21 protein-coding genes are annotated in these 21,708 nt (G+C 61.0%); 16 read left to right on the top strand and 5 right to left on the bottom strand.

Annotated elements, in window-relative coordinates; translation table 11 throughout:
- The first annotated feature begins 34 nt into the window (after positions 1 to 34).
- On the top strand, positions 35 to 925 hold the full coding sequence (locus PSH64_RS11485) for a LysR family transcriptional regulator (RefSeq protein WP_105345608.1): 891 nt from the start codon (positions 35 to 37) through the stop codon (positions 923 to 925).
- A 116-nt stretch (positions 926 to 1,041) separates the two neighbouring features.
- On the top strand, positions 1,042 to 2,850 hold the full coding sequence (locus PSH64_RS11480; RefSeq protein ID WP_105345610.1) for a monovalent cation:proton antiporter-2 (CPA2) family protein: 1,809 nt from the start codon (positions 1,042 to 1,044) through the stop codon (positions 2,848 to 2,850).
- A 141-nt stretch (positions 2,851 to 2,991) separates the two neighbouring features.
- Here PSH64_RS11480 and PSH64_RS11475 read toward each other — a convergent pair whose 3' ends face one another.
- Positions 2,992 to 3,564, bottom strand: a complete 573-nt coding sequence (locus tag PSH64_RS11475; RefSeq protein WP_105345612.1) for a cytochrome b — start codon at positions 3,562 to 3,564, stop codon at positions 2,992 to 2,994.
- Between the two features lie 187 nt (positions 3,565 to 3,751).
- On the opposite strand from PSH64_RS11475, the gene PSH64_RS11470 reads away from it, so the two are divergent.
- Genes PSH64_RS11470 through PSH64_RS11440 form a run of 7 tightly spaced genes read left to right on the top strand, consistent with a single transcriptional unit; the run spans position 3,752 to position 10,055 of the window.
- Positions 3,752 to 4,429, top strand: a complete 678-nt coding sequence (locus PSH64_RS11470; RefSeq protein ID WP_105345614.1) for a thermostable hemolysin — start codon at positions 3,752 to 3,754, stop codon at positions 4,427 to 4,429.
- Positions 4,419 to 5,900 (top strand): AMP-binding protein, encoded by a 1,482-nt coding sequence (locus PSH64_RS11465; protein ID WP_305480714.1) that lies wholly within the window; start codon positions 4,419 to 4,421, stop codon positions 5,898 to 5,900. Before PSH64_RS11470 ends, PSH64_RS11465 begins: the two co-directional genes overlap by 11 nt.
- Entirely contained in the window at positions 5,897 to 6,571 is a 675-nt protein-coding gene (locus tag PSH64_RS11460; protein ID WP_305480713.1) for a TenA family transcriptional regulator, read from the top strand. The genes PSH64_RS11465 and PSH64_RS11460 overlap by 4 nt, the downstream gene beginning before the upstream one ends.
- Positions 6,558 to 7,367, top strand: coding sequence for an SDR family oxidoreductase (locus PSH64_RS11455; RefSeq protein WP_105345620.1), 810 nt, complete (start codon positions 6,558 to 6,560; stop codon positions 7,365 to 7,367). The genes PSH64_RS11460 and PSH64_RS11455 overlap by 14 nt, the downstream gene beginning before the upstream one ends.
- Positions 7,364 to 8,008 carry a tetratricopeptide repeat protein gene (locus PSH64_RS11450; RefSeq protein WP_305480712.1) on the top strand — a complete coding sequence of 215 codons (645 nt, stop codon included), beginning with the start codon at positions 7,364 to 7,366 and terminating at the stop codon, positions 8,006 to 8,008. The genes PSH64_RS11455 and PSH64_RS11450 overlap by 4 nt, the downstream gene beginning before the upstream one ends.
- 11 nt (positions 8,009 to 8,019) lie before the next feature.
- Positions 8,020 to 8,682: a response regulator gene (locus PSH64_RS11445; RefSeq protein WP_105345625.1), complete on the top strand. Its 663-nt coding sequence runs from the start codon at positions 8,020 to 8,022 to the stop codon at positions 8,680 to 8,682.
- Complete coding sequence (locus PSH64_RS11440) at positions 8,679 to 10,055, top strand: ATP-binding protein (protein ID WP_305480711.1); 1,377 nt, start codon at positions 8,679 to 8,681, stop codon at positions 10,053 to 10,055. Before PSH64_RS11445 ends, PSH64_RS11440 begins: the two co-directional genes overlap by 4 nt.
- Before the next feature lie 107 nt (positions 10,056 to 10,162).
- On the opposite strand, the gene PSH64_RS11435 is transcribed toward PSH64_RS11440, so the two are convergent.
- Both PSH64_RS11435 and PSH64_RS11430 read right to left on the bottom strand, forming a co-directional pair.
- The gene (locus PSH64_RS11435; RefSeq protein WP_105345629.1) at positions 10,163 to 10,522 is read right to left on the bottom strand and encodes a DUF6124 family protein; all 360 of its coding nucleotides are present in this window, start codon (positions 10,520 to 10,522) and stop codon (positions 10,163 to 10,165) included.
- A 358-nt stretch (positions 10,523 to 10,880) separates the two neighbouring features.
- Complete coding sequence (locus PSH64_RS11430; RefSeq protein ID WP_305480710.1) at positions 10,881 to 11,774, bottom strand: LysR family transcriptional regulator; 894 nt, start codon at positions 11,772 to 11,774, stop codon at positions 10,881 to 10,883.
- A gap of 133 nt (positions 11,775 to 11,907) precedes the next feature.
- Between PSH64_RS11430 and PSH64_RS11425 the strand changes: the two genes are divergently transcribed.
- Both PSH64_RS11425 and PSH64_RS11420 read left to right on the top strand, forming a co-directional pair.
- Positions 11,908 to 13,572 carry a GMC family oxidoreductase gene (locus PSH64_RS11425; protein ID WP_305480709.1) on the top strand — a complete coding sequence of 555 codons (1,665 nt, stop codon included), beginning with the start codon at positions 11,908 to 11,910 and terminating at the stop codon, positions 13,570 to 13,572.
- 140 nt (positions 13,573 to 13,712) lie between these two features.
- Positions 13,713 to 15,335 (top strand): MFS transporter, encoded by a 1,623-nt coding sequence (locus PSH64_RS11420; protein WP_305480708.1) that lies wholly within the window; start codon positions 13,713 to 13,715, stop codon positions 15,333 to 15,335.
- Positions 15,336 to 15,503: 168 nt separating this feature from the next.
- Here PSH64_RS11420 and PSH64_RS11415 read toward each other — a convergent pair whose 3' ends face one another.
- Complete coding sequence (locus tag PSH64_RS11415; protein ID WP_105345640.1) at positions 15,504 to 15,866, bottom strand: DUF427 domain-containing protein; 363 nt, start codon at positions 15,864 to 15,866, stop codon at positions 15,504 to 15,506.
- A gap of 231 nt (positions 15,867 to 16,097) precedes the next feature.
- Between PSH64_RS11415 and PSH64_RS11410 the strand changes: the two genes are divergently transcribed.
- From PSH64_RS11410 to PSH64_RS11390, 4 genes are all read left to right on the top strand, one after another.
- Complete coding sequence (locus PSH64_RS11410; RefSeq protein WP_305480707.1) at positions 16,098 to 18,047, top strand: DNA topoisomerase III; 1,950 nt, start codon at positions 16,098 to 16,100, stop codon at positions 18,045 to 18,047.
- A 184-nt stretch (positions 18,048 to 18,231) separates the two neighbouring features.
- Entirely contained in the window at positions 18,232 to 18,771 is a 540-nt protein-coding gene (locus tag PSH64_RS11400) for a GNAT family N-acetyltransferase (RefSeq protein ID WP_105345643.1), read from the top strand.
- Between the two features lie 537 nt (positions 18,772 to 19,308).
- Positions 19,309 to 19,638: a hypothetical protein gene (locus PSH64_RS11395; RefSeq protein WP_105345648.1), complete on the top strand. Its 330-nt coding sequence runs from the start codon at positions 19,309 to 19,311 to the stop codon at positions 19,636 to 19,638.
- 151 nt (positions 19,639 to 19,789) lie between these two features.
- Entirely contained in the window at positions 19,790 to 20,092 is a 303-nt protein-coding gene (locus tag PSH64_RS11390) for a hypothetical protein (RefSeq protein WP_018929755.1), read from the top strand.
- Position 20,093: 1 nt separating this feature from the next.
- Here the strand turns inward: PSH64_RS11390 and cynR are convergent, their stop codons facing one another.
- Positions 20,094 to 20,978, bottom strand: coding sequence for a transcriptional regulator CynR (gene cynR / locus PSH64_RS11385; protein WP_305480706.1), 885 nt, complete (start codon positions 20,976 to 20,978; stop codon positions 20,094 to 20,096).
- A gap of 118 nt (positions 20,979 to 21,096) precedes the next feature.
- On the opposite strand from cynR, the gene cynS reads away from it, so the two are divergent.
- A complete protein-coding gene (cynS, locus tag PSH64_RS11380; RefSeq protein ID WP_305480705.1) occupies positions 21,097 to 21,564 on the top strand; it encodes a cyanase in 468 nt (155 codons plus the stop codon).
- Positions 21,565 to 21,708: the final 144 nt, after the last annotated feature.

The raw sequence follows: 21,708 nt of genomic DNA, 5'->3' as shown, positions 1-21,708 counted from the left end.
ACCTGGTCCAACGCCCTCCCCAACGAGATAAGACATGGAATATGAGCTTCAGGACATCCGATCTTTCGTGAAAATCGCCGAACTGGGTAGTTTTCACGAAGCTGCCGATGCATTGCATCTTTCGCAACCAGCCTTGAGCCGGCGGATAAAAAAACTTGAAGAGGGTTTAGGGACTACGTTGCTCGATCGCACCACACGCAAGGTCAGCCTGACCAGCGTCGGCCGCGACTTTCTGCCCAAGGCTCGTCGATTACTGGATGACTTCGACGATTCGATCCTGAACATCCGTGAATTGGCCGAACGGCAAATCGGTCAGGTGACCCTGGCCTGCATTCCAACCGCTGCGTTTTATTTCCTGCCGTCGGTGATTCGTCTTTATAATCAGCGCTATCCGAAAATCCGCATCCGCTTGCTCGACCTCAGCGCCAATGAAGGGCTCGAAGCAGTGTTGCGGGGGGAAGCCGACTTCGGCATCAACATGATGAGCGGCCAGCACCCGGACATCGAATTCGTTTCACTGGTCAACGAACCCTTCGTCCTGGCCTGCCGTCGTGACCATGAACTGGCCCAGCGGACGTCCGTGACCTGGTCAGAACTGAGCGATTACCGGTTGATCGGCGTCGGACGCCTGAGCGGCAACCGCATGTTGCTGGACCACGCCCTGTCGGGCCTGAGCTGGCGTCCGCAGTGGTTTTATGAAGTGCAGCATTTGTCCACCTCGCTAGGTATGGTCGAAGCCGGGCTTGGGGTTTCCGCCATGCCGAGCCTCGCAATGCCGGCGGCGGATCACCCAACACTGGTGAGCATTCCGCTGACTGACCCCGTCGTGAACCGGACACTCGGCCTGGTGTATCGTCGAGGCGCATCATTATCGCCGGCGGCGGAGAAGTTCGTTTCAATCCTGCTTGAACAATGGCCCCACTGAGCCCTGAGCTCGCTCAGCCACCTCGTTGCTGACTGAACGGACGCCAGCCTTTATCCTGACGCCCCGCTGAAAATCGGGCGAGCGCCGCTCTCGCCTGCCCCACCCAGGAGTTTCGCATGCCCCACGAAGGCAACCTGTTGCAAGCCGCTGTCGTCTTTTTGTTCGCGGCGGTGCTCGCCGTTCCCTTGGCCAAGCGCCTGCAACTGGGGGCGGTGCTCGGCTATCTGTTTGCCGGGGTGATCATCGGGCCGTCGGTGCTGGGTTTGATCGGTAATCCACAAAGCGTCAGCCACATTTCCGAGCTCGGGGTGGTGTTGTTGCTGTTCATCATCGGCCTTGAGCTGTCGCCGCGACGTTTGTGGGTGATGCGCAAATCGGTGTTCGGCGTGGGCCTGGCGCAGGTGCTGTTGACCGGTACGGTGATTGGCGTGCTGGCGCTGTTCGTGTTCGGCCAGTCCCTGAACAGTGCCATCGTGTTGGGCCTGGGCCTGGCGTTGTCGTCCACCGCGTTTGGCTTGCAAAGCCTGGCCGAGCGCAAGGAACTGACCAGCCCCCACGGGCGGTTGGCGTTCGCGATTTTGCTGTTCCAGGACATCGCCGCGATCCCGTTGATCGCGATGGTGCCGTTGCTGGCCGGCGGCGATCACACCAGCAGCGCGGCCGAAGATTTGAACCATGGCTTGCGGGTGCTGGGCAGCATCGCGGTGGTGGTGATCGGCGGGCGTTATCTGTTGCGTCCGGTATTTCGCGTGGTGGCCAAGACCGGTCTGCCGGAGGTGTCCACCGCCACCGCGTTGCTGGTGGTGATCGGTACGGCGTGGCTGATGGACCTGGTGGGCGTGTCCATGGCACTCGGTGCGTTCCTCGCCGGCCTGCTGCTGGCGGATTCCGAATACCGTCACGAGCTGGAGGCGCAGATCGAGCCGTTCAAAGGCCTGCTGCTGGGGCTGTTTTTCATCAGCGTCGGCATGGGCGCCAACTTGAGTCTGTTGCTCAGTGCGCCGGTCGTGGTGCTGGGGCTGACCCTGCTGCTGATCGCCATCAAGCTGCCGTTGCTGTTTGTGGTCGGTCGACTGGCCGGGGGCTTGGGCAAGGTCAATGCGATTCGTCTGGGGATCGTGCTGGCGGCCGGTGGTGAATTTGCCTTTGTGGTGTTCAAGATCGGCCGGGATCAGGGTTTGTTCGAGCCGCGCCTGTACGACTTGCTGGTGCTGACCATCACCCTGTCGATGGCGCTGACGCCACTGTTGCTGCTGGCCTGCGCACGCCTGGTCAAACCCAAGGTGCAACCGGTGGAGGTGCCACAGAAGTTCCGCGAAATCGACGCCGACTCGCCCCGCGTGGTCATCGCGGGCATGGGCCGTATGGGGCAGATCGTGGCGCGGATTCTACGGGCGCAGAACATCAAGTTCATCGCCCTCGACACCTCGGTGGAAACCATCGAACTGTCCCGCAGCTTCGGCGGTGTACCGGTGTTTTACGGCGACCCGATGCGCCCGGAAATCCTCAGCGCGGCCAAGGTCGAGCAAGCGGAGTTCTTTGTGATCGCCACCGATGATCCGGACACCAATATCAAGACGGCCGAGGTGGTGCACAAGCTGTATCCGCACATCAAAATCATCGCCCGTGCCCGTAACCGTCAGCATGTGCACCGGTTGGTGGATGTCGGGGCGCAGGCGGTGCGGGAAACCTATTACTCCAGCCTGGAAATGACCCGACGGACCCTGGTTGGACTGGGGCTGACACAAGCCCAGGCGGATGCGCGGATCAAGCGCTTTACCCATCATGATGAACAGGTGCTGGAGGCTCAGCACGCGGTGTATGACGATGCGGCCAAAGTGATGCAGACGGCCCAGGAAGCGCGGGCGGAACTGGCGAAGTTGTTTGAGTCGGATCAGCTGGAGGAGCAAGCGGGTAAGGTTTGAGGTGTCTGTGAAGGCCTCTTCGCGAGCAAGCCCGCTCCCACATTGACCGAGTCAGCCGCACATTTTGTGGCTGACATAGACCCAATGTGGGAGCGGCCTTGCTCGCGAAAAACGATAACGCGGTATCCAGGCAAACCCGAATTATCGCTGACGCTCGTTGACACCCGCACCAAAGCCCTTGGGCAGCATGCGCGTGAGCGTGTTGTCGCGAACCCAGTAGTGATGGACCAACCCCGCCGCCGCGTGCAAACCGATCAGCCAGTAGCCGGCACTGCCGAGCCACTCATGCCAATGCTTGAATTGCTTGGCCAGCACCGGATCAACCGCCACCGGCGCCGGCAGGAAAAACTCGAAATACGGCATCGGCTTGCCACCGGCGGCCAGCATCAACCAGGCCAATAGCGGCGTTGCGATCATCAGCACATACAACGCCAGGTGCATGAGGTGCGAGGCGCCGGTCTGCCAGGTGGGCAGGGCCGGAGTAATCGGTGGTCGGGGCGTGAGACGCCCGAGCAAGCGCACCCAGACCAAGGCAAAAATGCTCAATCCGAATAAGCCGTGAAGCCCCAGGAAAAGGCCCCTCAAATCATTTCCACGGGGCAGTAGCCCTTTGATCTCGATGCAGCCATAAACGCCGATGAACAGCGCCAACATCAGCCAGTGCAAGGTGATCGAGAGTTTTCCATACCGGTGTACTGCTGAATCTGGGGTCATACAGAGCCTCGTATAGATCAGTGGCGGCTGCCGACTCATTTCGTGCAGCCTGGATCCGGTTTCGTCAAACCGACCGGCGCCACCCTGCCCGTCCAGTCTTAAGACAATCTGAAGGTCGCCTTCAGACTTCGTTAAGAATCGCCTTTGATACTCCTCCCAAACTGACTCAAGGGAGGCGTTCTTGCCCATGCACGATTTCGACTGGAACATCCCTCTGCCCCTGCACTTCGGTCAAGCCGAAACCCCGCAGATGAGCCTGGCCAGGGCCTTGCCGGACGATGCCCAGCGCCCCGTCTTCGAAGCTTTTATCCAGCAGCGGTTTCGCAAGGCCCATGGCGCCGATATCCGCCATTTCATGCCGCAACTGTTCGGCATGAGCGATGAGTCCGGCACGCTGTGTGCGGTAGCCGGCTTACGACTGGCCAGTACCGAACCCTTGTTTCTGGAGCGTTACCTGGACGAGGCGATCGATACGCTGATCAGCGCCGCTGCTGGCCAACCCGTGGACCGGGCCGGGATTGTCGAGGTCGGTAACCTCGCCGCCAGCGATACCGGCAGCGCGCGACTGAGTATCATCGCCATCACCTACCTGTTGGCCATGGGCGGGCTGGAATGGGTGGCGTTCACCGGCAATATCGGGCTGGTGAACAGTTTCCATCGCCTGGGTTTGAAGCCGGTGACGCTGTGCGCCGCCGACCCCGAGCGGCTGGGTGAGGACCGTCACCACTGGGGCAGTTATTACGAGAGCCAGCCATGGGTGCACGTCGGCAACATCCGCGCCGGTTTCATTCATCTGCGCAATATCGGTCTGTTCAATCGCCTGGGGTTGCCAACCTCCCTTGAGGAGTCCAGCCATGTCGCCTGAAATGGAGCGTTTCAAACAAACCCTGCGCCATCACGCCGAACACAAAGGCAACGCCATCGCCCTGTGGGGCGATCAGCTGAAACTGGACTACGCCACGCTGTACGCCGAGGTCATGTATCGCCAACAGCGTCTGCGCGACGAGCATGTCAAGGTGGTCGCGCTGGCCCTGGACAATGGCACCGAGGCGATGCTCTGGGACCTGGCTATTCTGTTTGAAGGCCTGACCTGCCTGACGTTGCCGCCCTTCTTCAGCCCGGCACAACGCATCCATTGCCTGGAACAGAGCCAGGCCGAACGGGTGATTGCCGAACCGGAACTGGAAACCGAGCTGCAAGGGGCCGGCTACGAACACGCTGGCGAATTCTGGCGCCGTCCCTTCAACGGACCGAACCGAATACCCGAAGGCACCGCCAAACTCACCTTCACTTCCGGCACCACCGGCACGCCCAAAGGTGTATGCCTGAGCGCCGAAAGCCTTTTGCGGGTGGCCCGTGAGCTGGATCAGGCGAGCAAGCCCACCCACCCGCGACATCACCTGGCACTGCTGCCCCTGGCGATCCTGCTGGAAAACCTCGGCTGTTATGCCGCGCTGTATGCCGGCGCGACCCTCAGCGTGCCGAGCCAGAAAACCCTGGGCATTCAGGGCGCCAGCGGTGTCGATGTGCCGCGCTTGTTGGGGTGTCTGGCCTCCCGCGCGCCCGAGAGTTTGATCCTGGTGCCACAGTTGTTGCTGATGCTGGTCAGCGCCGCCGAGCAAAAAGCGTTCAACCCCCAATCGTTGCGTTTTGCCGCCGTGGGCGGTGCGCGGGTTTCCGAAGAACTGCTGCATCGTGCCCAGCGCATCGGCATGCCGGTGTACGAGGGTTACGGATTGTCGGAATGCGCGTCGGTGGTGTGCCTCAACCGCCCTGGAGCACACCGCCCCGGCAGCGTCGGCCGGCCCCTGCCCCATGTCGAAATTCGCCTGGCCGACGACGGCGAAGTGCTGGTCAAGGGCTCGACCCTGCTCGGCTATCTGGGGCAAGCGCCCTACCACGATGAATGGTGGCCGACCGGCGATCTCGGCGAGTTCGACCCGGAAGGTTTTCTCTACCTCAACGGGCGCAAGAAGCATCAGTTCATCACCAGTTTCGGACGCAACGTCAACCCGGAATGGGTCGAGGCCGAACTCACCCAGCGTCGCCACATCGCCCAGGCGTTCGTCTACGGCGAAGCGATGCCGAGCAACCACGCCCTGCTCTGGCCCCATCGGCCGGACTGCACCGATGAAGAACTGGCCACCGCCGTGGCCCAGGCCAATGAGGCCTTGCCCGATTACGCTCAGGTTCATCACTGGACCCGTCTCGATCAACCGTTCACCCCCGCCAACGGCTTGCTGACCGCCAATGGCCGACCGCGCCGCGACGCCATCGTCGAGCGTTACCGGGCGCAGCTCACCGAATCCGTTATTTCCGAGGAATCTGCACCATGAGTTTTTTCGACACTCTGCAAGAAGCCACCCAGCAGGAACGCCACGAGTTGTTCAACCTGCCGATCATCCTCGATGCCCTTGAGGGCAAGGTCAGCCTGGACAGCTACCGCGCCTTCCTCGCCCAGGCCTACTATCACGTGCGCCATACCGTACCGTTGATGATGGCGTGCGGCGCACGTCTGCCGCAGCGCCTGGAATGGTTGCGCAAAGCGGTGTGCGAGTACATCGAGGACGAATACGGCCATGAACAATGGGTACTCGATGACATCGCGGCCTGTGGCGGTGACAAAGACGCCGTGCGTGACGGCCGTCCCTCGCTGCCAATCGAGTTGATGATCAGCTTCCTCTACGACCTGATTGCCCGGGACAACCCGGTAGGCCTGTTCGGCATGGTCAACGTGCTGGAAGGCACCAGCATTGCCCTGGCCACCCACGCGGCCGGCAGCATCCGCGAACGCCTGGCGCTGCCGGAAACCGCCTTCAGCTACCTGAGCTCCCACGGCTCGCTGGATATCGAACACATGCAGACCTACTGCCGCTTGATGAACATGCTCGAAGACCCGGCCGATCAGGCCGCGGTGATTCATGCCTCGAAGGTCGTGTACAAGCTCTACACCGACATGTTCCGCGGCCTGCCGCGTGATGGGGAGAATCTGCATGCGCCCGTCTGAGGCTCGCGTGGTATTGACCGGAGCCAGCGGCGGCATCGGCCTGGCCATCGCCGGCACCCTGTGTGCCAGTGGCGCCCATGTATTGGCCGTGGCCCGGCATCGGGAGTCGCTGGAGCCCTTGCTCGAACGCTACCCGGAGCAGTTGCGCTGGGTCGGTGCGGACCTGACCTCGCCCGACGACCGGCGCAACGTGCTGGCCGCGGCCGAAGCAATCGGCGGCATCAACCTGCTGATCAATGCCGCGGGCGTCAATCACTTCGCCATGCTCGAACAGCTCGATGACAGCGAGGTCAACGCCATGCTGGCAGTGAATGTCGGCGCACCGATCTGCCTGACCAAGTTGTTGCTGCCGCTGCTCAAGCAGGCCGAGAGTGCCATGGTGGTGAACGTCGGTTCGACCTACGGCTCCATCGGCTACCCCGGTTACGCCAGCTATTGCGCCACCAAGTTTGCCCTGCGCGGTTTCTCCGAAGCCCTGCGCCGGGAACTGGCCGATACCCGGATCAACGTGCTCTACGTCGCCCCCCGGGCGACCCGCACCAGCATGAACAGTGCGGCGGCCCAAGCGCTGAACGATGCGCTCAAAGCCAATGTCGACGACCCGCAAACCGTTGCCTCGGCGGTCATCCACGCCATTGCCGGTGACCGTCGCGACTTGTACCTGGGCTGGCCGGAACGCTTTTTCGTGCGTCTGAACAGTCTGTTGCCGCATCTGGTGGACCGTGGCTTGCGCAAGCAATTGCCGCTGATCCGTCGCCTGAGTCAGAAGACCGATAAGGAGAGCCTCAAACCATGAAGAAAATTCTCGCCTGCTTGCTGTTCGGGGTACTGAGCCAAAGCGTCTGGGCGCTGGACGCCGCCGATCAGCAGCGCCTCAATGCCATTCAACAAAGCTGGGCGCACATCCAGTACGAATTGCCCGCCGAACAGCGCAGCGCCGCCTTCGAAAAACTCGCAGCCCAGGCCTCGACGTTCACCCGGGAACGCCAATCCCTGGCCGAAGCGTGGATCTGGTCCGGTATCGTCACCAGCAGTTGGGCCGGAGCCCAGGGTGGCCTCGGTGCCCTGAGCAAGGCCAAGGCGGCCAAAGTCGATCTGGAAAAAGCCCTGACCATCGATCCCAAGGCCCTGCAAGGCTCGGCCTACACCAGCCTCGCGGCACTGTATGATCGGGTGCCCGGCTGGCCTATCGGTTTCGGCGACGCCGACAAGGCCGAACAACTGTTGAAGCAGGCCTTGGAGCTGAACCCGACCGGCATCGACAGTCTGTACTTCTGGGGCGATCACCTTTACCGTCAAAAGCGCTATGGTGAAGCCAAGCAAGCACTGCAAAAAGCCCTGCAAGCAGCGCCCCGCCCTGGCCGGGAAAGCGCCGACGCCGGGCGGCGCAAAGAGATCGAAGCGTTACTGGTGGACGTGAACAAGAAACTCAACTGACAGGAGTCCGCGTGCGTTTATTACTGATCGAGGATGACGTGGCCCTCGGCGAGGGCATTCATCAGGCCCTGGGCCGTGAGGGTTACACCGTCGACTGGCTGCAGGACGGCAGCAGCGCCTTGCATTCACTGCTCAGCGAAACGTTCGATGTGGCCGTGCTCGACCTCGGCCTGCCGCGCATGGACGGCCTGGAAGTGTTGCGTCGCTTGCGTGACAGCGGCTCGAACCTGCCGGTGCTGATCCTCACCGCCCGGGATGCCACCGAAGACCGCATTGCCGGGCTGGATGCCGGCGCCGATGATTACCTGGTCAAACCCTTCGACCTGGCCGAACTCAAGGCTCGCCTGCGGGCCTTGTTGCGCCGCAGTGCCGGTCGCGCGCAAGTGCTGATCGAACACGCCGGCATCAGCCTGAACCCCGGCACCCAGCAAGTCAGTTATCAGGGCGAGCCGGTGGCGTTGACGCCCAAGGAATATCAACTGCTCCACGAATTGCTCTCGCCTCCGGGCCGGGTCATGACCCGCGACCACCTGATGCAACTGCTTTACGGCTGGAACGAGGAAGCCGAAAGCAACACCCTGGAAGTGCATATCCATCACCTGCGCAAGAAGTTCTCCACCGACCTGATCCGCACCATTCGTGGGGTGGGTTATCTGGTGGAGGAGCGTCGATGACTTCGATCCGGCGTCGTACCCTGACGCTGATCATCGGCCTGATGCTGACGGGGTTGGCAATCCTCAGCGTGTTCAACCTGCACGACAGCAATCACGAAATCGCCGAAGTCTACGACGCCCAACTGGCGCAGAACGCCCGGCTGCTGCAGGGTGTGATGCGCATGCCACTGGCCAGTCATGAACACGCCGAACTGTATCAAGCGTTCAACAAGGCCTTGAGTGAAGCGGTGCCGGGCGTCGATGGTCACCCCTATGAAGGCAAAATTGCCTTTCAGGTGTGGAATCGCAAGGGCGAAGTGCTGGTGCACACCGCCAGTGCCCCCTCCTTCACCGCGCCGCCGACGACACATGGTTTCAGCGATGTGGTGGATTTGAACAACCGTCATTGGCGGGTGTTCGTGCTCGAAGACAAACAGAACGACCTGAGCATCTGGGTCGGTGAACGGGACGACGTGCGTGCGGACCTGGTCGACCGGATCGTGCGTCACACGCTGTGGCCCAATGTGTTGGGCAGCCTGATTCTAGCGGCCATGGTCTGGCTGGCCATTGGCTGGGGACTCAAACCCCTGGCCGATATGGCGGCGACGTTGCGGGCACGGCACAGCGGTTCTCTGGAGCCGTTGCAACTGACGCCGTTGCCCAGCGAACTGGAACCGATGCAAGCGGCGCTCAATCGCATGCTCGCGCAAATTCAAGAGGTGCTTGGCCGTGAGCGGCGCTTCATCGCCGACGCCGCCCACGAATTACGCACACCACTGGCCGTATTGCGGGTGCATGCGCAAAACCTGCAGGAGGCCGGCACGGAACAGGAACGTCGTGAGTCCCTGGCGTTTCTGATTGCCGGGGTCGATCGCGCCAGCCGTCTGGTCAATCAGTTGTTGACCATGGCCCGTCTAGAACCCAAGGCCGTGGCGCCGGTGCTGCACAGCATCGACCTGAGCGAAACCGTGCGCGCCAGCCTGGCCCAGCTCACACCCTGGTTGCTGAGCAGGAACCTGGAACTGGCTTTCGACGCCGAAGACCGGCCTTTCAAAGTCCTTGCCGATGCCGGCGCCATCGACATCGCCCTGAACAACCTGGTCACCAACGCGGCGAATTTTTCGCCGGAGCACGGCGTCATCACCGTGCAACTGAGCCAGGACGACGGGTTCTACAACTTGAGCGTCCAGGACCAGGGACCGGGCATCGACGAAGCGGATCGCGCACGATTGTTCGAACGCTTTTACAGCCGTGGAAACACTGGGGGCGCGGGCCTGGGGCTGGCCATCGTCAACACCATCGCGACGCGGCTGGGTGGGCGGATTACTCTGGTCAATCCGCCGGAAGGTGGGTTGCGGGCGACCCTGTCGATTCCTGTTGACCAGCACCATTGAACACTCTGTGGCGAGGGAGCTTACTCCCGCTGGACCGCGCAGCGGCCCCAAAAAGGGACCGCTGCACAGCCCAACGTCAGTTACCCACTCACCCCAGCAGAGCGCGCCTACTTGGGCAGATCAATCTTATCCAGCACCCGGTTCGCGGTGATCTCCGCCACCATGATGCTGTTTGAAATACCCAGCAGGGCGTAGCGCGACTCACCCTCCAGATGATCCACCAACTGATGGACCATCACATCGACCGAGGCCAGGGTCTCGACCAGAAAAACCGCCAGGGTTTCGGCCGTGGCCTCTGGGGCTACGGCAAACAGTTTGCTGGGTTTACGCGCGGTGGCTTTGATGTCGGCGTTTGAAGGGAAGTGGAAATTCAGAGCCCGCTCGGCGGCCTCGTTGAGCTTCTTTGAATCGGGTTCGTACGGGGAGACCGGATCGGCGTCCGGCGGATTGGGCGTAACCTTGAACATAAGCTGGCTTCTCTGATTGGGTGCCACCCTCCTGCTGCTAAACGAGAGGGAGGCAGCTGTACGCAGGTTAGCAGACCGGGGAAGCTAGCAAAGCCGGCGCGCCCGAAGGCGCCCTGCGCACAACCACCATCAAGTGCAGGCATGGGAATGCCTGACTGACAAGAGCTTGTGCACCTTGCTTATAACCCCGGGCTGCTAAACCCGATCACTGATGGGCAGTGACGGGAATCAAGTTACCGAGCGGGCCCAGGGCGCACAAGCCGGCGGATTCTGTCTTACGTGTAGGGGGTGGCGCAAGGCGTTGTAGCCTTTGGATGGTAACGGCAAGCTTCATTTAAACGATCGCGATTTTTCTTGTTTAAACGGGCTTTCCCAACAACAACTCCTGCTCACGCTCACACAACCCCACCACGTAATCCCACAGCACCCGCAGCCGCACCGACTTGTGCAGCTCGCGCCGCGTACTGATCCAATAACTGCGCTGGATGCTTTCATCCGGCAGCAACGGCACCAGTTCAGGATCGGCGCTGGCCATGTAACACGGCAGCACGGCGATCCCCAGGCCCGAGCGAGCGGCCTGTTGTTGGGCGATGACGCTGGTGCTGTGAAACACCACCCGGGGGTTGCGGCAGAAGCTGTTGAGGAACATCAGTTCCTGGCTGAACAACAAGTCGTCGACGTAGCCGATCCACGCATGGCGGCCGAGGTCTTCGCGGCTGCGCAGTGGTGGCGAGCGGTCCAGATAGGCCTGGCTGGCGTAGAGCGCCAGTCGATAGTCGGTGAGTTTGCGGGTGACCAGCATGTCGGCGGCCGGGCGTTCCAGGTGAATGCTGATCTCCGCTTCACGGTTGAGGATGCTGACGAAGCGCGGCACCGCCACCAGCTCCACTTCCAGCCCCGGGTAGCGTTCGAACAAGCCGTTCATGCGGCTGGCGAGGAACATGATGCCCAGCCCCTCCGTTACCCCGACGCGGATCTTGCCCAGCGGCGCGGTGGATTGGGTGATTTCTTCCTGGGCCAGCAACGCGACGTTTTCCATGGCCTCGGCGTGCTTGAGCAGCGCTTCGCCAGCCGGGGTCAGTTCGTAGCCTTGGGCATGCTGGACGAACAGCGCGGTGCCGAGGCTTTTTTCGATGGCCTCGATGTGTCGGGCCACGGTGGCGTGGGTGGTGTTCAAGCGGCGAGCGGCGGTCAGCAAGCGGCCGCTGCGCTGCAACTCGAGAAAAAACCGCAGGTCATTCCAGTCGAACATGAACCATCCTTGACGTTATGCCGTTAATAACGCTGTTTAAAAACGCACAGCAGCTGCGCAAAAACTAACATTCTTTTAACGAAAGCTAACAACTAGGATGACCGACAACAAGAACAACAATACGAGGTCAGGGATGCAGACTTCCCTTGATGAATACGACTACATCGTGGTCGGCGCCGGCCCTGCCGGGTGTTTGCTGGCCAATCGACTGTCAGCCAACCCGCAACACCGCGTGTTGCTGCTCGAAGCCGGCGGCCGCGATAACTACCCGTGGATTCATATCCCGGTGGGTTATCTGTTCTGCATCGGCAACCCGCGCACCGACTGGTGTTTCAAGACCGAGTCGCAACCGGGCCTGCAAGGCCGCGCCCTGAGCTACCCGCGTGGCAAGGTGCTCGGCGGCTGTTCCTCGATCAACGGCATGATCTACATGCGCGGCCAGGCTGGCGACTACGATGGCTGGGCGGCCGAGGGCAATCCCGGCTGGGGCTGGCAAGACGTGCTGCCGCTGTTCAAACAGAGCGAAAACCATTTTGCCGGCGATTCTGAATTTCACGGTGCCGCCGGCGAATGGCGGATCGAGCGGCAACGCCTGTCGTGGCCGATTCTCGATGCCTTCCGCGCTGCTGCCGAACAAAGCGGCATTGCCAGCATCGATGACTTCAACCAGGGCGACAACGAAGGCTGCGGCTATTTCCAGGTCAACCAGAAAGCCGGGGTGCGCTGGAACGCGGCCAAGGCGTTTCTCAAACCGGTCCGTCACCGCACCAACCTCACGGTGCTGACCGATGTTGAAGTCGACCGCGTGCTGCTGGAAAACGGTCGTGCCTCGGCGGTCAGCGCCCGTTGGCAAGATCAGGCGAAAACCTTCAAGGCGCGCAAGGAAATCATCCTGTGTGCCGGCTCCGTCGGTTCACCCGGCATCCTCCAGCGTTCCGGCATCGGCCCTCGCCCGCTGCTGCAACAACTCGGCATCGGCGTTGCCCATGAACTGCCCGGCGTTGGCGGCAACCTGCAGGACCACCTGCAACTGCGGCTGATCTACAAACTGGAAAACGCCCGCACCTTGAACCAGATCGCCGGCACGCTGTGGGGCAAGATGGGCATGGGCCTGCGTTATCTGTATGACCGCAGCGGCCCGTTGTCCATGGCGCCAAGCCAACTCGGCGCCTTCGCCCGTTCGGGGCCGGAACAGACCTCGGCGAACCTCGAATACCACGTGCAACCCCTGTCGCTGGAGCGTTTTGGCGAACCGCTGCACGCCTTCCCCGCCTTCACCGCGTCGGTCTGCGATCTGCGCCCGCAAAGCCGTGGCCGCATAGACATTCGCTCCGCCGACCCGCGAGAAGCGCCGCTGATTCAGCCCAACTACCTGAGCCACCCCGAAGACTTGCGCGTGGCAGCCGATGCGATACGCCTGACCCGCCGTATCGTCGCTGCACCGGCCCTGCAAGCGTTCAAACCGGTGGAATACCTGCCCGGCGACAGCTTGCAGAGCGAAGAGCAATTGCACGAAGCCGCCGCCCGGATCGGCACCACCATTTTCCACCCGGTGGGCACCTGCCGGATGGGCAACGATGCGGACGCGGTAGTCGACGCCGAGCTGCGGGTGCATGGCATCCCCGGCCTGCGCATCGCCGACGCCTCGATCATGCCGCGCATCACCTCGGGCAACACCTGCTCGCCGACGCTGATGATTGCCGAGAAAGCTGCGCAACTGATCCTCAGCCCTTCGCCTATAGACCTCTCCCCTGTGGGAGCGGGCTTGCTCGCGAAGGCGGCATTACATTCAACATAGAGATCGACTGACCCACCGCTTTCGCGAGCAAGCCCGCTCCCACAGGAGATCGCACTAGATTTAAGGACGTTGAAATACCGCTGCAAGGACTACGCAACACCAGTGGAACAACAAAAACAATCACTGTGAGGGATACCGATATGTCAGAACATGTTCAGCCCCTGGAAGCCGTCCGCAGCGCGGGCACCAGTCAGGAAACCCAGAAAGTCATCTTCGCCTCGTCCCTGGGGACGGTGTTCGAGTGGTACGACTTTTTCCTCTACGGCGCCCTCGCGGCGGTCATCAGCAAACAGTTCTTCGCCGGGGTCAACGACACCACGGCGTTCATCTTCGCGCTGATGGCCTTCGCCGCCGGCTTCATCGTGCGGCCGTTCGGTGCGCTGGTGTTCGGACGCCTGGGGGACATGATCGGGCGTAAATACACATTCCTCGCGACCATCGTCCTCATGGGCCTGGCGACGTTCTGCGTCGGTTTGCTGCCGACCTACGCGAGCATCGGCATCGCTGCGCCGATCATCCTCGTGGTGCTGCGCATGCTCCAGGGCCTGGCGCTGGGGGGTGAGTACGGCGGCGCTGCCACTTACGTCGCCGAACACGCACCGATCGGCAAGCGCGGCTTCCACACCAGCTGGATTCAATCCACCGCCACCCTCGGCTTGCTGCTGTCGCTGCTGGTGGTGCTCGGTTGCCGTTACTTCACCGGCGACCAGTTTGAAGTCTGGGGCTGGCGCATCCCGTTCCTGTTTTCGATCGTGCTCCTGGGCATTTCCACCTGGATTCGCCTGAGCCTGCACGAGTCGCCTGCGTTCGTGAAAATGAAAGAGGAAGGCAAACTCTGCAAGTCGCCGCTGCGCGATTCTTTCGGCAAATGGGAAAACCTTAAAGTGGTGCTGATCGCCCTGTTCAGCATCAACGCCGGGCAAGCGGTGACCTTCTATGCCGCGCAGTTCTACGTGCTGTTCTTCCTCACACAGTTCCTGAAAATGGACCCGGCCCTGGCCAACAGTCTGCTGATTGTCAGCGTGATCATTGGCGCGCCGTTCTTCATCTTTTTTGGCTGGCTGTCGGACAAGGTCGGACGCAAACCGGTGCTGATGATCGGCCTGCTACTGGCCACCGCACTGTACTTTCCGATCTTCAAGTCCATCGCCCACTACGCCAACCCGGCCATCGACCAGGCCAGCCGTCAGGCACCGATCACCGTACTGGCAGACCCGGCCACCTGCACCTTCCAGTTCGACCCGGTGGGCAAGGCGAAATTTGACAGCCCGTGCGACAAGGTCAAAACCTTCCTGGTCAAACAAGGCCTGCCCTACAACAGCGAAGCGGCCCCGACCGGCAGCGGCGTGCAGGTGAGCGTCGGTGACGTGAAGCTCGACGGCTTTGACGAAGCCGCCCTGCGCGGCGCAGTGACCCTGGCCGGGTATCCGTCAAAAGCCGATATCCAGCTGATCAACAAACCGATGATCGTGGTGTTGATCGTCGCGCTGATCATCATCTCCGCCATGTGCTACGGCCCGCTGGCGGCGCTGATGGTCGAACTGTTCCCGACCCGTATCCGCTACACCTCGATGTCCCTGCCCTACCACATCGGCAACGGCTGGTTCGGTGGGTTCCTGCCGACGGTGTCGTTTGCCCTGGTGGTGTACACCGGGGACATCTTTTACGGGTTGTGGTACCCGGTGGTGATTACCGGGGTGAGCCTGGCGGTGGGGATGATGTGTTTGCGCGAGACCAGGAACGTGGATCTGGATAAGAACTGACGGCATGCCTCTTTTAGAGAAGCTTGCCTCTGGTTAAGGCGCGGAACCTGTGGGAGCGGGCTTGCTCGCGAAGAGGGAGTGTCAGTCGACATAAATGTTGTCTGGCACACCGCCTTCGCGAGCAAGCCCGCTCCCGCAGGGATTACGACGCCGCCAGTTTTTTGCACATCAGGTATCGAGCACCTCAAACGTCACTTCGTCGGGATAGAACGCCACATACCCGCCAATCTGCGCGACCGACACCTTGGGGTGCTCATAACTCCATACCGCGTTGGCACTTTCATGCCCGGGGATCTGCAGGCTGTAGTAGCTGGCATCGCCCTTGTACGGGCAATAGCTGGTGTGGTCGGTGCGGGCGAAATACTGTTCGGCGATGTCCTCCCGCGGGATGTAGTACACCGGAGGATAATTGGTCTCATGCATGACCAGCGCCCGAGTAGACGACGCCACTTGAATGCCATGGAACTTCACCACCACGCAGCCGGGTTGGGGGACGATGGAGATGGGACTACCGGCACCTGGGACTTTCATGAAGTAGGTTCCTCTGTTGCTGTTGTGCGGTTTCCGCACCCTAACAGGTATACCTTATGTTCCGGCTTCGCGAGCACTTCGAAGCCGAACGGAGCGTGCTTCAGTCGCTGGATTGACCGCTGTCATCAACGGCAACAGCTAAAGCTGTACATCCATACAGATAAAGATTGCTCCATCGCTCATCAACCGCCATTCTGTGCACCTCTGGAACACTGATCGACGATGGTGGCTATGCGGCTGTACCTCTGTGAAAAACCTTCCCAGGCCAAAGACATCGCGGCCGTGCTCGGCGCCAGGCGTCGGGGCGACGGCTGCTGGCTGGGAACGGACGTCACGGTGACCTGGTGCATCGGCCACCTGCTGGAAACCGCTCCACCAGATGCCTACGACGCGCGTTACAAGCGTTGGGTGCTGGCGGATCTGCCGATCATTCCGGAAAAATGGAAAATGACCGTCAAACCGCGCACGGCCAGCCAGTACAAGGCAGTCAAACGCCTGCTCGGCGAGGCCAGTGAACTGGTGATTGCCACCGACGCCGACCGTGAGGGCGAGATGATCGCCCGGGAACTGGTGGAGCACTGCCGTTATCGCGGGCCGATCCGGCGGCTGTGGTTGTCGGCCCTGGACGATGCATCAATCCGCAAGGCACTGGCGGCGCTCAAGCCGGGGGCCGAGACGTTCAGCCTCTATCATTCGGCGTTGGGGCGCTCCCGGGCCGACTGGTTGATCGGGATGAACATGAGTCGGCTGTTCACCCTGCTGGGGCGTCAGTCCGGCTATCAGGGTGTGTTGCCGGTCGGTCGAGTGCAGACGCCGACTTTGCGCCTGGTGGTGGATCGCGACCGCAGCATTGCCAATTTCGTCCCGGTGGCCTACTGGGCCATCGACGTGCAACTGCTGCACGATGGCACTGCGTTCACTGCCCAGTGGCGCGCGGCGTCCGATGCCTGTGACGATCAGGATCGCTGCCTGAACCAGGCGCTGGCCCAGCAGGCGGCTGCGGCCATTGGCAACGCGGCGAGCGCTCGGGTGATCAAGCTGCGTACCGAGCGCATGCGCGAAGTCGCGCCGCTGCCGTTCGACCTCGGCACCTTGCAGGAAGTCTGCTCGAAAAAACTCGGGCTCGGCGCCCAGGAAACCCTCGATATCGCCCAGGCCCTGTATGAAACCCATAAAGTCATCACCTACCCGCGCAGCGACTGCGGCTACTTGCCCCTGAGCCAGCACAGCGAAGCGCCGGGTATTCTGGCGGCGCTCCGGCAAGCCGATCCGGCTCTGAACGCCTTGCACGATTATCTGCAGCCACAACGCCGCTCACGGGCCTGGAACGATGCCAAGGTCAGCGCGCACCACGGCATCATTCCGACCGCCGCGGCGAAGAACCTCGACCGGCTGGTGGGCAAGCAACGGGCGGTCTACACCCTGATTCGTGCGCGTTACCTGGCGCAGTTCCTGCCCAACCATGAATACGACCGCACCCAGGCCGACTTCGACTGCGCCGGTGAAGCCTTGCGCGCCGTGGGCAAGCAGATTGTCGAGCCCGGCTGGAAACGCGCCCTGCCCGAAGCCCTCGCCCCCGCCAAGGGCCGCGAAGCCCCCGCGCCGCAAACACTGCCGACACTGGCCGAAGGCCGTGACTGCGCGGTGGCCGACGTGAAACTCAAGGACCTCTGGACCCAACCGCCCAAGCCGTTCACCGAAGGCGATCTGATCAAGGCAATGAAAAACGTCGCCAAACTGGTGGAAGATCCGCTGCTCAAGCAAAAGCTCAAGGACACCACCGGCATCGGCACCGAAGCCACACGCGCCTCGATCATCCAGGGCCTGCTCGACCGCGGTTATCTGATCAAGAACGGCAAGGCCCTGGCCGCGACGCCGGCGGCTTTCAGCCTGATCGATGCGGTGCCGCGCGCGATTGCCGACCCCGGCACCACGGCGATCTGGGAACAGGCGCTGGACATGGTGCAGAGCGGTGAAATGAGCCTGGAAGAATTCGTCACCAAACAGGCCGCGTGGATGAGCAAGCAAGTGGCGCGCTGCGCCGGCCTGAACCTGACCATCAGCGGGCCGGCAAGCCCCGCCGGGCGTGGCGCCACACCGTGGAAAAACAAACGCAAACCCGCCAAACGCAAGCCTTCGACCGGCAGCAAGCGCGTGGCGAAACCGACGGGCAAGGCGTGAAGGCCGTTCGAGTGAATCGAAATGGTCTAGTGTTCCTCAACATGAAACCTGTGGGAGCGGGCTTGCTCGCGAAAGCGGTGTATCAGGCGACGTCAATGCTGACTGACACTCCCTCTTCGCGAGCAAGCCCGCTCCCACAGGTTCCGCGCCAGGCAACAGCCCTGCTTTTTCAGAAGGTACGATCATGGCGACAATCAGGAGCCAGCCCTCGATAGAACTGCACGCCGCCCAGCGCGACGAACTGGAGATCATCGAAAACCTGATGCAGTTCTACGTGTACGATTTCAGCGAATGGTTGCCGCTGAAGCTCGGGGAACATGGCTTATTCAACGTCCAGCCCAAACTGGATTACTGGCGCAACCCGGCAACCCGGCCGTTTCTGATCAGGGTTGATGGCGAGTTGGCGGGGTTCGTGACCGTGGATAACGAAACCCATATCGTCGGCGCCGAGTACAACATCGGCTACTTTTTTGTCAGTCGACGCTTTCGTGGCCAAGGTGTCGCGAAGTTTGTCGTCTCTGCCCTCTTGAGCCGTTTCCCCGGTCAATGGCAGATTTTCCACATCGATGCCAACCAGCCTGCGCGGCTGTTCTGGGCCAGGGTGATGCCCGATTTCACGGGCGGAGCGTTCACTGTGCATCAGCTGCCGATCGACGGCTATCCATGCACCCTTTACCGCTTTGAAAGATTGCAGCCTTCGGCAACGCCTACGGGGCCGGGGTAAGCGCTGCCGAAGACTCCAAGCGCCAGCCACGCTAATTTTCTAATTCCAAAACCACTTTGTCCGACAATATGTAGTGAACAAAAATAATCACTACAAAACCGTTGACGCCTCCGATTTGCCCTTGCATGATGCAGACGTCTCCCCGATCGGGAGTACAGGCAACACGTTTGAGCAAGTTCGTCTGACCGCCGAGCTGTTTTTCCCGGATACACGCTGCCCACAAGGCAGATTGAAGAAGCTGACCTGGCCTGAACGTCCAGTACAAGGGCGAGAAGCGCTGGCGATCAATCCTCATGAAGCTTGTGGCCGACCCTGAAAACGTCGGCAGTGGCCTCCAGGTTTTCGCTGCTTCTCTTCGTTGTGACGCTATTGCGTAGCAGTTATTCAACACGACTACATGCAACAGATGCGCGACCCCGTCGTATTGACGGCCGACCGCTGACGTCCTGGTTTCGGTGCCAGGGATCAACTAACCGATGGGCTACCTGTATTAGCGAATCAACTTTGAAAGATCACCAAATGGTCAAGGGGCTTACAATGAATCTGAACAATCAACCGACTATCGATGAACTGGCTCGCTTGTTCGCTGCGCAAAAAGACAGCCATGACAGCCATATTCTGTGGATCAGCAAATCGGGCCAGGTCCATATCGACTGCCTGTCGCCCCATGCCCACGAAGAAGAGTTCGACAAGAACAACCAGAACCTGCTGGCCCGCATGAAGATGTACCGTCGCGGCCAGGGCTATGTCGGCAAGAAAGCCGCGGCCGACAAGGACTTCATCGGCAGCGTGCTGCAAACGCTGAAACAGGCCTGGGCCTCGATGCAGAACCAGAATGAAGTTCGGGTGATTGATCGTTTGTACTGATCTCTCCCAAATACAAGAAGGCCCCGCTCGTTTATCGAGCGGGGCCTTTTTTTGTTTCTTGTTTTTGCACCTCTAACTTCGCACCGGGTCAAAAGAACAAGGCTATGGTTAACAGTGCGCTGGACATCGGTTTATCCGCTGGAGGTCTGCGATGAAAACAACCCTGACATTCATGCTACTGGCATTGGCGAGTGCAGCCCATGCGAACAGTCTCCCCGGCATTCCCGCCTTCGATGTGGACTGCCCCGGAAAAATCATGGTCCACGCCGACCAGGATGGTCCGGTGATGATCAACAGCAAAGAAGCCCAGACCAAAATGATCAATGATCGTCTTTTCGAGGCCAAGGGGCCGGATGTGACGATCTCGATCAGCATCGCGGATGACGACACGGTAGCCGTGACCTATACCAGCAAGAAAGGCGGCAATGGCATCTGCCAGTCGGTGGATGATTGATTCACACGCTGGTGCTGCCGGCCATCACCAGGTTCGCGAACGCCACAGACGCGGCACTGTGATAGTTGTTCTTCCTGCGCAGCAATGCCGCGTCGCGCCGGGGTGCCTCGCCCTGTAATTCAATCCGGCGCAATGCCCGTTCCGCCGTGGCGATGGGCTCCGGGAGGATGGTGGCCATCGGCGTGTGGCGAATGACCTCCAACAGCGTACTCACCGAATTCACTTCGATCGCCACCTTGGGCGTGATGTTCTGCTGCCGAAAATACTCGTCGATCAAGGACCGGGTGACGAAGTCCGGCGTCAGCAACGCGAACTGCAGTTGCGCCACTTCCTTTGGCAACAGCGGATTCTGGCGTTCATACAACGGATGGCCGTGCCCGACCATCAGCCCCAGGGTCTCGACAAACGCCGGCAGGCACTCGATGTCGGGGCTCCTCACCGGGGTAAAGGCAATGGCAATGTCCAGCGAGTCATCGAGCAGCCCCGCCTCGATGTCATCCATCGACAACTCGAAAATATCCAGGTGGATGTTCGGAAATTTCGCTCCATAGTCGCGCACCAGCGGCCCCACCAGATACGCCATGAAGGTGGGCGTCATGGCCAGTCGCAAGGTGCCGCGAGACAAGTCCTTTACGTCATGCAGCGCGCGTTTGCCCGCTTCCAGTTCCACCAGTACCCGCCGGGCGCAATCGATATAGGCCAGCCCTGCGTCGGTTGGTTTGACCGTGCGTGAGGTGCGGTCGAACAGGCTGACACCCAGGGTTTCCTCCAGTTGCCGGATCTGCTGGGACAGCGTCGGTTGAGAGACGTGCAACGCCTCGGCGGCGCGGGTGAAGCCGCCGTGGTCGGCGACCGCCAGCAGGTAGCGCAAATGTCGGAGCAGCATGGGGCTCATCATCTATAGGCAGGACTTATGCAAAGCATTGTATATCGATCTTGGACGCTATGAATCAATCAACCGAAGATGGCTCCACTTTCCAGCCACAACCGATAGGAGTCACACCATGCAACAGTCCCACGCTTACCAGGACACTAGTCTGGCCCTGACCACTTCGATCCTCGATGCCAAGGCGCGCAAGAATCTGTCCTGGCAGGATCTGACCGATGGCACCGGCCTGGGTCTGGCCTACGTCACCGCCGCCCTGCTCGGCCAGCATCCACTGCCGGAAGCCGCCGCCAGAGTGATCGGCGAAAAACTCGAGCTGGACGCCGACACCGTGGCCCGCCTGCAAATCATCCCGCTGCGCGGCAGCCTGTCGGGTGTTCCGACCGACCCGACCATCTACCGTTTCTACGAAATGATCCAGATCTACGGCACCACGCTCAAAGCCCTGGTTCACGAGCAATTCGGCGACGGCATCATCAGCGCGATCAACTTCAAGCTGGACCTGAAAAAGGTCGAAGACCCGGAAGGCGGCTCCCGTGCCGTGATCACCCTGGACGGCAAGTTCCTGCCGCTGCGTCCTTTCTAAACAACCCAGTCAATCAAGACGCAGAACCTGTGGGAGCGGGCTTGCTCGCGAAGAGGGAGTGTCAGTCAACATTGATGTCGCCTGACACACCGCTTTCGCGAGCAAGCCCGCTCCCACATGGATTGCATTTTTTGTCCCCTTCAT

The organism is Pseudomonas sp. FP1742, from assembly GCF_030687145.1.
Classification (GTDB): domain Bacteria; phylum Pseudomonadota; class Gammaproteobacteria; order Pseudomonadales; family Pseudomonadaceae; genus Aquipseudomonas; species Aquipseudomonas frederiksbergensis_D.
This window is presented reverse-complemented; position numbering and strand designations above follow the sequence as displayed.